The organism is Microcoleus sp. FACHB-68, from assembly GCF_014695715.1.
In the GTDB taxonomy this organism is placed as follows: domain Bacteria; phylum Cyanobacteriota; class Cyanobacteriia; order Cyanobacteriales; family Oscillatoriaceae; genus FACHB-68.
In genome coordinates, this window is the sequence record NZ_JACJOT010000008.1 from 295318 (window position 1) to 307089 (window position 11772).

Consider the following 11772-nt stretch of genomic DNA (forward strand, 5'->3'; position numbering starts at 1 on the left):
GTTGGGTAAGCTGGAGGAGGTTGAGGATTGGGATGTCGCTATGCTATAAATATAAAGCTAGCTTCATATTAACTCTCTATGGCTGACACTCACGACTCTATTAGTATTAAAGATTTAATCAATGATTTGGAAAGAGGAAGGATTAGAATTCCGTCTTTTCAACGAGGTTTTGTTTGGGAACCCAGCCGGGTTTGCTACTTCATAGACAGTATTTATAAAGGTTTTCCTTTTGGCTCTGTATTAATTTGGAGAACTAAGACCCCTTTAAAAACTGAAAGAAATCTTGGCCCTTATAAACTTCATAGTAATGATCCAGAGTATCCAATAGATTATGTGCTGGATGGACAACAGAGAATAACTTCTATTTTTGGAATATTTCAAAATTCTCTTACTGCTGAAGATGGTGAAAAGACTGATTGGACTAATCTATTCTTTGAATTCAATAGCAAAGAATCTGTTCCGTTTCAATATTTGGAAGATTATAAAAATTATGATGCTACAAAATTTTTCCCTCTAAAGGATCTTTTTAATCCTGATTATTTGCTGCAATTTTTAGCAGAGAATTCAAATCGTGATTCAGCAATACAGAGAGGAAAACAAATACAGGATTTGTATAACAAATTTAATGATGCTAAGATTCCTGTACAACTGTTTAAAAGTGAAGAACGGAAATATGTTGCAACCGTTTTTGAGAGGATTAATAGGCAAGGGATCGAATTAGATACTTTTCAGCTTTTATCTGTGTGGAACTGGAGTGAAGATTTTGACTTGCAAGAGAAGTTTAGAGAACTTGCTGAAAAATTGGAACCATTCGGCTTTAAACAGGTTGGCTCAGATCTACTTCTAAAATGCTGCTCTGCGGTAGTAATGAATAGTGCAGATCCAGAAGATTTTTTGGAACTTCCTGGTAGTGCCGTTAGAGAAAAATTTGATGAAATTCATACAGGCATATTTAGGGCTATTGACTTTTTGAAGGATGAGCTAAATGTTTTTTCTCTTAAGCTTTTACCAATGGAAAACATATTAGCCGTTTTATCATCTTTCTTCGCGTCTTCACAGAAACAGCCACCGCCTGTACCTCATGAGCAAAATCAAGCTATCAAGAGATGGTTTTGGCGTGCCTGTTTTTCTCAAAGATATGCAAGGGGGGGAGCTAAGAGTACCGATGTAGATTTGGCAGAAGTACAAAATCTTAAGGCTGGAAAACCTCATAAACTTGAAAACTTTGACGTGTCTTTAGAAACTAGCTTCTTTCTCAAAAACTCCTTTCGGATGAGTACAGTTGCAACAAAAACCTTTATTCTTCTTTTAGCACAAGGAAAACCGTTAAATTTTATTTCAGGTACGAGTATATCTTTGGAAAAGGTTTTATCCCAAGGTAATCGAAATGAGTTCCATCATATTTTCCCCAAAGATTACTTAGAAAAGTTGAACAGGTATAAAGATGAGCAAATCAATTGTTTAGCAAACTTTTCATTGCTTGCCAGAGCGGACAACAATAAAATCAAAAATAAACCACCTAGCCAATACCGGACATTAATGCCTGCTGATTCGCAAACTTTCCAGAAAATAATAGCAACACATTTTTGCCATACCAATGCGTTCACAGATGACTACGATAGCTTTCTAAAATTAAGAGCTGAATTGCTACTGCAAAAAGCAAAAGAATTGTCCGAGATTGTTTAGTTTGTAAAGTTCTTTTAGTCTAGCTATCTGCTCATACATTTATTTTTGAGATATCACTGTTGCAAACTGGTAGGAATGTTAATCAAAAGTACAAGTTGATTAGAGCAAAAGATGGCATCAAAACCCCTATATCTAAAGCTTAGGGATGCCGCATCTGCTTAGTTAGTTCGATGTTTTGCAAGCCGGTTGCTTCAACCTTTTCTCTAGCTTGATGAAGCATTTCAGGGTTCATAATCTATACCAATTCGGGTAAACCTTATACCAAATCCGGTTATGACAGACACCCTACAGATTGACCAAATCCTCTTGGAGCAAAGGTTTTGGCTTGGGTGAAAGGAGTTATACCAAAAGGATTTGGTATTAGATCTTGCAGCAACTTCAACAGCACCTTGTCAATAGCACCTCGCAAACCGGCTCGAAAATTAACCAGGCTAATCGCAAAAGTTCTCTTGAAATAAAAGTGGACGATAGCCAAAGGCTGAGCTTTCGGGCTAGTTGAGATGCGACAAACCCAGACACCGGCAACCGGCAGCCGGCTCAAACCCTCTTCGCTCCCCATAAAGACCGTGCTAACCTATACAGCATCGTTAAACTAATTAATAATCCTTTAAGTCTCGCTCACAACCTGGCCACCCAGCCAACATGGTTCACATCAAGCGTCTGGAACTCACCAACTTTAAATCCTTTGGCGGCACAACAGCGATTCCGCTGCTGCCGGTGTTTACCGTCGTTTCGGGACCCAATGGATCGGGCAAATCAAATATTCTCGATGCACTGCTGTTTGCCCTCGGACTTTCCACCTCCAAAGGGATGCGGGCAGAACGGTTGCCCGATTTGGTCAACAACACCCAAAACCCGCGCGGTACAATCGAAGCCAGCGTCACCGTCACCTTCGATCTCACCGATGAACCGGCTTTCCTAGAAGAAAAAGAGGATCAAGAATTCTGGGGAGAAACGGAAAATGGGAATGGGAAAAGCGCCGAAACCGAAGAAACTCCCCCACCGGCACTCCCCTCTCCCCCTTCTACCAGTGAGTGGAGTGTGACGCGCAAACTTCGCGTTACCAAACAAGGCACCTATACCTCCAACTATTACATCAACGGCAGCCCCTGCACCCTCACGGAACTGCACGAACAACTCAACCGGCTGCGAATTTATCCAGAAGGCTACAACGTTGTACTCCAGGGGGATGTCACCAGCATCATTTCCATGAACCCCCGTGAACGGCGAGAGATTATTGACGAACTCGCCGGCGTTGCAGCTTTTGATCGAAAAATAGTTCTGGCTAAAGAAAAGTTAGACGAAGTTAAAGAACACGAAGAACGTAGCCGTATTGTCGAAAAAGAACTGATCGCCCAGCGAGATCGCTTGGCATCGGATCGCAGCAAAGCGGAAAAATACCAAAAGCTGCGAGTAGAACTCCACGAAAAAGAACAATTAGAAATTGTCCTCGTGTGGCGTCAGCTGCAACAGCAGGAGTGGCAACTTCGAGAACATATCGAAGCCGGTGAACGCACTTGCAACGACCTTACCGCTCAAATTAGCACCCTTACAGAAGAAATTTCTCAGGCAACGGCAGAACTCGACCGGCTTAACGCTTGCGTCAAAGCTTTGGGAGAAGAAGAACTCCTCTCGGTGCAATCTACCCTAGCCAGTCAGGCAGCGGAAAACCGGCAACTGCAAAACCGCCGGCAAGAACTGGAAACCGCCCAACGGGAAACAGAAAATTACTTATCACAAACTGAGAAAAAAGTCAAGGAATATCGGCAAACTCTCGAACAACTTACCCAACAGCATCTTCTAGAGACAAAAGCCCTCGCCAGCCGGCAACAAGAACGGGATGAAGCCCAGCAAATCCTTAACGAGCTGCGAGTAAAATCTGAAACAAGCGCCGACGCCTCCGAAGCCTGGGTGCAACAGCAAACCGAACTACACCGGCAGATAGAAACTCTACAGCAAAGCCTCAATCCCCAGCGCACCGAACAAGCAAAACTGCGGGAACGTGCCGATCAGCTAGAACGCCAACTCCAAGAGCAAAGCCAATCCTTGCAAACCTTGGAGGCAGAACTTGCCGGCAAACAAGCTCATCTGGCAGATAACCAACAAACGCGCCATCCCGTATCCCAGCAGCAGGTTGAATTTTTAACCCAGGCGGTTGCTGCTGCTGAACAAGAACTGCAAACCCAGCAAGAAACCCAAAAGCGCCTGCTAGGCGAACAGCGGGAAAAACAGCGCCAGCTTGATAAACTGGAAGCCCAAGCCCAAGCCATGCAAGAAGCAACCGGCACGGGTGCCAGCCAAGTGATTACCGCCGCAGGCATCCGAGGCGTGTGTGGTTCAGTTGCTCAGTTGGGACGCACCGAACCCCGCTTTCAGTTAGCCTTGGAAACCGCTGCGGGGGGGCGTTTGGGAAATTTAGTCGTAGAAGATGATAGCGTTGCCGCCGCCGCGATTGCATTGCTGAAACAAAAACGAGCCGGTCGTGCCACCTTCCTCCCCCTGAATAAAATTCGCCCAGGCCGGTTTTCCCCGCTGAATCAGTTAAACCAAGCCTTGGGATTCATTGACTATGCGATCAATTTAATTGATTGCGATCCCCGCTATGACGACGTTTTTGCCTATGTTTTCGGAAATACCGCCGTTTTCGACATCTTAGACAATGGCCGTCGCTATCTCGGCCAGATTCGCATTGTTACGCTCGAAGGCGATATCCTCGAAAGCACCGGCGCAATGACCGGCGGTAGCACCGGCAGTGCCGGTTCACGCTTGCACTTTGGCACCGGCACTGCAACTGAATCCGGCGAAATCCCGGCCTTACGCTCCCGTTTGCAAGAAATTGAGCAAATTTTAGAACGCTGCACGGCAGCCATTACCCAAGCAACCGTAGCCGTAAAAGCGCGAAATCAGGAGTTAATCGAAGCCAAACAGCAGCAGCGGGAAAGCCAGTTAAAATCTGAGCAAATTCAAACAGAAATCAAAAATTTAACCGCACAACAAGAACAATTGCGGTTGCAACTGGTTAAAAATAACCAAGAGCTATCCGACGCCCAAGGCCGGCTATATATCTTAGAAGTCGAGTTGCCGGCGCAAGAAGCTCAACTGCAACAACACCGGCAAGCCTTAGCCGAACTTGAACAATCGCAAACGCATAGTGAATGGCAGCAAATCCAAGTCAGCATCCGTGCTCAAGAAGCCAAAGTTAATGACTGCCTAAAAGCCGTACGCTCAGTTGAGCAAACTCTGCAAGACTTGGAAAATCAGCGCCAGCGTCTAGAAGAGAAAATTCAAGAAAGCCACCAACGGCTGGAAGAATATAACTCCCAGCGCTCAACCCAACAACAGCAAAACTCAGCACTCACCACTCAGCACTTAACACTACAGCAGCAAATTGTCCAGACAAAAGCATCACTAGCTTTGTTAGAAGAGAAGTTAGGGGAAGAGAAACAGGCGCGGGATCTGGCAGAGTCTCAACTGCGAGAGCGACATTTGGCTAAACAACAGCGGGACTGGCAGCTGCAAAAACACCAGGAAAACCAGCAAGCGCGTCGGGAAAAACTGGAAACCCTGCATGAAGAATTGCAGGCGAAACAGGCGGAATTGCCCGATCCCCTGCCGGCAATCCCGGAAAAAGTCGATGCCAAAGACCTTTCAGCCTTGCAGCAAGACGTGCGATCCCTGCAAAAACGCTTGCAAGCAATGGAGCCGGTGAATATGCTGGCGCTGGAGGAATATGAGCGTACGCAAACACGTCTGGATGAATTAAGTCAGAAATTGGCAACATTAGAAGGCGAACGCACGGAACTGCTGTTGCGGATCGAAAACTTCACAACCCTGCGGCTGCGTGCGTTTAAAGAAGCGTTTGACGCCGTTAACGAAAACTTTCAGACGATTTTTGCCGAACTTTCCGACGGGGATGGCTACCTGCAACTGGATGATCCCGAAGATCCGTTCAGTGCCGGCCTGAATCTCGTCGCTCACCCCAAAGGGAAGCCGGTGCAGCGCCTCGCATCCATGTCTGGGGGCGAAAAATCCCTCACCGCCCTCAGCTTTATCTTTGCCCTGCAACGTTACCGCCCGTCTCCGTTCTATGCTTTTGATGAAGTTGATATGTTCTTAGATGGAGCAAATGTAGAGCGATTAGCTAAAATGATCAAACAACAAGCACAACAGGCGCAATTTATTGTCGTCAGTCTCCGCCGGCCTATGATTGAATCTTCTGAGCGTACCATTGGCGTTACGCAAGCCAGGGGAGCCTACACGCAAGTGATTGGACTGAACCTACAGTCTAAAAGTGCATCTGTGTGATTTTTTTACAGTTACTATGTAATTAGTCTGAAGTCCAGGGTATCGGTGAGCGACCAAAAATCGCTGCAAGCCGGCAAAGGACACTCAGACAAAGATACAAAGGACAATATTAGGATTCGAGAGCAGGACTCGAGCAAGAATGACATCTGAACAAATCCGGCAACGCTCAGACCTCTTAAATACCCAAGTGATCACCCGCACCACCGGCAAGCGCCTAGGGGTGGTTAAGGAGCTATTAGTAGACATTGATCGGCGGGAGGTTGTGGCACTCGGTTTACGAGACAACCTGCTCTCGGTCGCTGGAATGCCCCGGTTTATGCTCCTCACCAGCATCCGGCAGATGGGCGACGTGATTTTAGTTGAGGATGAAAACGTCATTGAAGATATTGACGTTGACGCCTACAGCAGTTTGATCGGCAGCGAAGTGATCACCGAAACCGGCGAACTGTTGGGCAAAGTGCGCGGCTTCAAATTCAACACAGACACCGGCACTGTCGTTTCCCTCATCCTGGCTTCGATAGGCGTTCCGCTGATTCCCGACCAAGTAATCAGTACCTACGAACTGCCGATCGAGGAAATTGTCAGCAGTGGCCCAAACCGGCTGATCGTCTTTGAAGGGGCAGAAGAACGCCTCGTTCAATTAACAGTCGGCGTCCTAGAACGTTTGGGCATTGGCCAAGCGCCTTGGGAACGGGAAGAAGAAGAAACTTATTATGCGCCGGTGGCCCGACCGGAAAACCAATTGGGCACCGGCATCCCCCTCCGCACCCCAGAACCCGTTCGCAGAAGCGAGCCGGTGGTGCAAGCAGCCTGGGATGAAGATGATTGGGAAGAACCGCAACCCGAACCGATTATCGTCCGCCCCTCCCTACGCCAGCAACCGTCTGAATCGATTTACTACGAAGAAGACCTAGAAGAAGAAGAAAACTGGCGCGAAGCCTCCGTGCGGGACGAGTACGAGGAAGAATACGATGATCGCGGCTACACTCCAGCCAAGGTCTACGAGGACGAGTACGAAGAAGAGTATGAGTACGAGGATATAGAGGCCGATGCCTGGGCAGATGATGAATCACCCAAGCCTTATCAAGCCCCCCGCCTCAACATCCCAGAGAAAACCAAGCTGCCAGAGTACGAAGAGGAAACAGGGTACTAGAGGTTAGGGGCTAGGGACGAGGGACGAGGGAAGTAAAGAAAAATGCCCCTCGGCACTCCTCATTCCCCATGCCCCATGCCCTATGCCCCATGCCCCATGCCCCATGCCCAATTCCCTTAACAAGAACGCAAACGAGTCAATAACAGTACAATCTCATCAATTGCTTGACGCTGTTGGCCGGCAGATTGATGAGATTGATTCACGATAATGCTAAAAACTAAAGGCGGATAGTTCAGCGGGCGGGCATATCCTGACAACGCTGAAACCCCGGTAACGGTGCCGGTTTTCGCTTGAACAATTCCTTGGGCGGTTGTATCGCGAAAACGATAGGTGAGAGTGCCACTGACACCGGCAACGGGCAATGAAGTTTGATAAATCTCTGCTGCCGCTGAATTTGCCATTGCCCGAAGAGTTTGCACCAAAGCTTCTGGGCTGACTAAGTTATGACGGGACAACCCAGAACCATCTTCTGGGACGTAGCTTTCTGCGTTAACACCTAATTGAGTTAAGGTGGCTTTGATCGCTTCTAAACCGGCATCTGCGGTATCTTTGCCGGCCATCGCTGCATCTGCCTTGGCAACGGTACCGAGGGAACGCAGCAACACCTCTGCATACAGATTATTACTCTCCTGGTTCGTCTTCATCACCAGTTCAGACAACGGCGGGGATTCAACCGCCGCTAACTCCACTTCACCGGCAGTTGGGGTGCCGGCGGCGATTTGTGCTCGCCCCACAGCAATTCCCTCGGCTGCTAATGCTTGCTGGAAGCGCTGCAAAAAGTTTTCTGCGGGGTTGACAATTGCGACAGCGACCTCTTCCGGTTCTGCGCCGGCACGCAACTGACCTTTAATTCGCAAGATAGGCCGGCTGAAATCGCGCCCTACCTCTAAAAACTCCGGTTCATTTGGCCCAACCGTCACCGAATCGTTCTCAACTCGCCACCCCCTAGCTTCTTTGGGATCATCCCAAGTGACGCGTAAGGGTTGACCGGCAGCTTGGGGGGAGAGCGTCAAATTAATCGCATTTTCATTAACAATTAAACTATTCACCGGCGCACCATAGCCGGCTTGCACATCTTCCCATTCCCAATTCGGGTTCACCGGCTGCCCTTGAAAATAACCATCCTCAACAACCATCTGCCCGACTTGGCGAATTCCCCGACTCTTCAGCTGTTGCGCCAAACTCGCCAGATGGGAATCCGTTAAGCTGGGATCGCCGCGCCCCACAACCCGCAAAGACACCTCTCCTCCATTGACGGGAGTTCCATAAACCGAGGTGCGAATGCGAAATTGAGTCCCCAGTTTCGCCAAAGCAGCAGCAGTGGTAAGCAGTTTTTCATTGGATGCCGGGATGAAATAGTCTTCTCCTTGCCGGTTGTACAGCGTTTGGCCATCTGTGGGGGAAAGCGGTTCCACGAGAATTCCCCAACGCGCCCGACTGAACTGGGGGCGGTTAGCGATGGCATCAATCGCATCGGGCAACTGCGCCGGACAGATCGGCTGCGTTGCTGGTGGTGTTTTTTGCGTCTGGGCAGATGCCGGCACCCCTGCCCATTGCGAACCCAGAATTAGCAGCAGCGCACCAATGGGCTGAGCGAAATTTGCCATCCATTTAACAATCATAGGAAATATTAGAAAGTATTTTTGAACTATACGGCGGAGGAATCTGCCCTATAAACTTCGCACATTACAGCTTCACTCCCGTAAAAAGCCGGCGTAAATTTAAATGAGTTTCCAATGACTTAAAGTGTTTGAGAAAAGGCTTCCGGCTGCAAAGACACTGAGATGAAATGTCTTGCCGGTCTTCGCTGTGGATCTAAATCAAATAAGCTATCGAGCCGATTTTAATTGTTATCTTTCAGCATTCCTCTAAAACTTAGAATTTTTTAGCAGACTTTTGATAAATTTTATTAGTAGGGTTTCAAAAACACAAAACATCTAGATAAAACAAAATAAAATTGATGGGTAGACAAATTCATGCAAGAAATATCTTTAAACAAGTATTCAAAATTGTCTAATAAAAGAAGAGTTTTAAATCGGTTTGAATCGAAAAAATCAAGTTTTATTAACCGGCTGTGCAGATCATTTGAGCAAGCGAGCGGCAGTTAAGGTGAAAGTAAAAAAAAGGGGTGCAGAGGAAACCCTCTATCCGAAGCGATCAATTAGTTTTTTGTTTTTGCTTACTCGTGTGTTTTCAAATGCTTTGGGGATCGAGCCGGCAAATTATTGGCGCAATTGCTCAGACGCGAGGGAGAAGCGCTTAAGTTTTTTTTAACAAAAATCCCCAAGAAAAATAATTCTCTCTTATGGCAGAGGGCACAGACTGCCCGGTTGTATGTAAAGTCTTTAGGATAGCCAAGACTATAGAATACTCATGGTTAGACTGAGCTTATGAAAACACGCAATCAAAATCTTGAAACGTCTAACGGAACCCCCGAAAGTAAACGTCGTGGCAGCAGTTTAAACAGCTTTTTGGCGGGCGGGGCAACGGTACTGGTGCTGTTGCTTGCCGGCGGTGCGTTCTTACTGTATCAAGCCATGAAAGGCGATAGGGTGAACGAACCTGTCAGCCCTGCAGTGAATAATACAGTAGAAACCACCTCCCCTCCCCCGCTTCTAGAAACGCCGGTTCCCCCACCGGCAGTTAATACGGGTGGGCTTCGACCGGGACAATTTGCAGTGGCGGCTTTTGGAGATAAGGCAAGAGTTGAATTACTTTCTGTGCGACGAGTTCCCGGAAAAGCTGAAGAGGTGCGGGTCGAGATGCGAGTCGATCGTCTTGCGGATGAAGCTGCCGGTGAAATTATTGACGTGGGGGCAACAAGCGCTCGTAATTCAGACACCTTCGATACTTACCAACCCATCGATCCCCTAAATCGCTCATCGGGATTAATTTCTTTATTTGAGTTGCGTCGCGGGCAGCCGGTGGAAGGGTATGCGGTGTTGAATGTCCCCCCAACGGTGAATGTGATTGATGTCGTTATCGAAAACGTCGGTGTGTTTAAAAAAGTTCCGATCGCACCGGCAGGGCAAGGAACTAACCCACAAAATAGTTCTTTAGCCAATCCTTCTGTTGGCACATCTACGACGGCCACCTCCCCACTTCCGAAACCGCCTGTTAGCGCCGCTAGTAAAACACCGGCAGCGCAGGCAACAACCGCCGCGACTCCATCACCGAGTCCTACCGCTGCAGCGCCTCAAGCCGGTGCGGAACTGAAACCGGGCGAGTTTGTCCAACAAGCCTACGGCACAAAAGGAGAAGTTGAGCTGCTTTCTGTCCAGCGAATTCAAGATCCAGAAACGGGAAATCGTGATGTAGTCAATGTGCAGATGCGAATTCGCCGCAGTGCGGATCAAGTAGCGGCGACAGACATTATCGGTGTAGGAGAAACAGCCGCCCGTAACCCGCAAACCACCGAATCTTATAAAGCGGTTGATCTGGTCGAACACTCAACCGGCTCGGTTTCTTTATCCCAACTGCGCCCTAATGCGTCGGCAGATGCTTATGTCTGGCTGAGAGTGCCAGAGAATGTGAAAAGTCTGGATATCTTTGTCCCAGAAACAGCGGCATTTAAAAATGTGCCAGTCTCTAATTAGTTTGTTTTTTTCGTGCCTGAGCAGAATGCAAATAAGTTAAGTATTGCTGCATTCTGCTCAAGTGTGAATGCCTAACTTTTTCCCAGAAAGTAAAGTTTTTGATACGACTTTTTAACTCAAAACTTATCACTGAGGACTCAGGACTCAGAACTCAGCACTTCTACTGTAACTTTTGCAAGAATTCTCTCTACGGCAGAGTAGACATTGAACCGTTCCCCACGCAGAAATCCGATTAGGGTGATGCCAAATTCTTGCGCGAGTGCGACGGCTAAACTGCTGGGGGCGGAAACGGCGCAGACAATGGGTACACTGGCAACGAGGCATTTCTGCAATATTTCAAAACTTGTTCGCCCACTCACCATTACAATGTTGCTAGAAAGGGGGAGATAATCTCCGAGAATTGCCCAACCGATGAGTTTATCAAGGGCGTTATGCCGGCCTACATCTTCTCGCAGTGCTAACAGTTTACCTTCTGCATCGAATAAAGCTGCTGCGTGTAAGCCGCCGGTGGTGGCGAAAACTCGCTGTGCACTTCGCAACTTTTCTGGCAGGCTATAAAATATTTCTGTTGAAACTGCCGGCCCTTCAGTAATAACCGGAGAACGTTGCAGACGCAATGCTTCTAAGCTGGTTTTTCCGCACACCCCACAAGCGCTGGTTGTGTAAAAGTGGCGTTCCAAACTGACTAAATCTGGGCAGACATTGCCGGCAAGTTCCACATTCACAATATTATCGTGATTTTCGATATCCACGCCCGGATCGGTGCAGTGAGTCATGCGTTGGATATCTTGCCGGCTGTTAATTACCCCTTCACTGTATAGAAAGCCGGCTGCCAGCTCAAAGTCATTTCCGGGCGTCCGCATGGTAATTGCAATCGTACGCCTCATGCCGGCGACAATCAAGCGAATTTCTAAGGGTTCTTCTGTGGCAAGACGATCTGAACGCGATTGTACTTGCCCATTTTCTACCACCCAGACTTGGGTTTTCGTCTTGCTGCCTGGAGTTGCCTTCATTCGTTGGCTTTTCTTGTTT

7 protein-coding genes are annotated in these 11772 nt (G+C 47.8%); 4 read left to right on the forward strand and 3 right to left on the reverse strand.

Annotated features, from left to right (window positions below; translation table 11 throughout):
- The first annotated feature begins 78 nt into the window (after positions 1-78).
- On the forward strand, positions 79-1686 hold the full coding sequence (locus H6F73_RS10355) for a DUF262 domain-containing protein (protein ID WP_190758698.1): 1608 nt from the start codon (positions 79-81) through the stop codon (positions 1684-1686).
- 271 nt (positions 1687-1957) lie between these two features.
- Here H6F73_RS10355 and H6F73_RS10360 read toward each other — a convergent pair whose 3' ends face one another.
- A complete protein-coding gene (locus H6F73_RS10360; RefSeq protein WP_190758699.1) occupies positions 1958-2245 on the reverse strand; it encodes a hypothetical protein in 288 nt (95 codons plus the stop codon).
- Between the two features lie 83 nt (positions 2246-2328).
- Here H6F73_RS10360 and smc point away from each other — a divergent pair, with 83 nt between their 5' ends.
- Positions 2329-5991 (forward strand): chromosome segregation protein SMC, encoded by a 3663-nt coding sequence (gene smc / locus H6F73_RS10365; RefSeq protein ID WP_190758700.1) that lies wholly within the window; start codon positions 2329-2331, stop codon positions 5989-5991.
- Positions 5992-6130: 139 nt separating this feature from the next.
- Positions 6131-7144 carry a PRC-barrel domain-containing protein gene (locus H6F73_RS10370; RefSeq protein WP_190758701.1) on the forward strand — a complete coding sequence of 338 codons (1014 nt, stop codon included), beginning with the start codon at positions 6131-6133 and terminating at the stop codon, positions 7142-7144.
- Between the two features lie 116 nt (positions 7145-7260).
- Here the strand turns inward: H6F73_RS10370 and dacB are convergent, their stop codons facing one another.
- Positions 7261-8766 carry a D-alanyl-D-alanine carboxypeptidase/D-alanyl-D-alanine-endopeptidase gene (gene dacB / locus H6F73_RS10375; RefSeq protein WP_190758702.1) on the reverse strand — a complete coding sequence of 502 codons (1506 nt, stop codon included), beginning with the start codon at positions 8764-8766 and terminating at the stop codon, positions 7261-7263.
- Between the two features lie 768 nt (positions 8767-9534).
- Between dacB and H6F73_RS10380 the strand changes: the two genes are divergently transcribed.
- A complete protein-coding gene (locus H6F73_RS10380; protein WP_190758703.1) occupies positions 9535-10740 on the forward strand; it encodes a hypothetical protein in 1206 nt (401 codons plus the stop codon).
- A gap of 137 nt (positions 10741-10877) precedes the next feature.
- On the opposite strand, the gene fdhD is transcribed toward H6F73_RS10380, so the two are convergent.
- The gene (gene fdhD, locus H6F73_RS10385) at positions 10878-11753 is read right to left on the reverse strand and encodes a formate dehydrogenase accessory sulfurtransferase FdhD (protein ID WP_190758704.1); all 876 of its coding nucleotides are present in this window, start codon (positions 11751-11753) and stop codon (positions 10878-10880) included.
- Positions 11754-11772 lie beyond the last annotated feature (19 nt).

Coding starts and splice junctions, on each gene's coding strand:
- H6F73_RS10355 (WP_190758698.1), top strand. CDS start 79: ATGGCTGACACTCACGACTCTATTAGTATTAAAGATTTAATCAATGAT.
- H6F73_RS10360 (WP_190758699.1), bottom strand. CDS start 2,245: ATGGGGAGCGAAGAGGGTTTGAGCCGGCTGCCGGTTGCCGGTGTCTGG.
- smc (WP_190758700.1), top strand. CDS start 2,329: ATGGTTCACATCAAGCGTCTGGAACTCACCAACTTTAAATCCTTTGGC.
- H6F73_RS10370 (WP_190758701.1), top strand. CDS start 6,131: ATGACATCTGAACAAATCCGGCAACGCTCAGACCTCTTAAATACCCAA.
- dacB (WP_190758702.1), bottom strand. CDS start 8,766: ATGATTGTTAAATGGATGGCAAATTTCGCTCAGCCCATTGGTGCGCTG.
- H6F73_RS10380 (WP_190758703.1), top strand. CDS start 9,535: ATGAAAACACGCAATCAAAATCTTGAAACGTCTAACGGAACCCCCGAA.
- fdhD (WP_190758704.1), bottom strand. CDS start 11,753: ATGAAGGCAACTCCAGGCAGCAAGACGAAAACCCAAGTCTGGGTGGTA.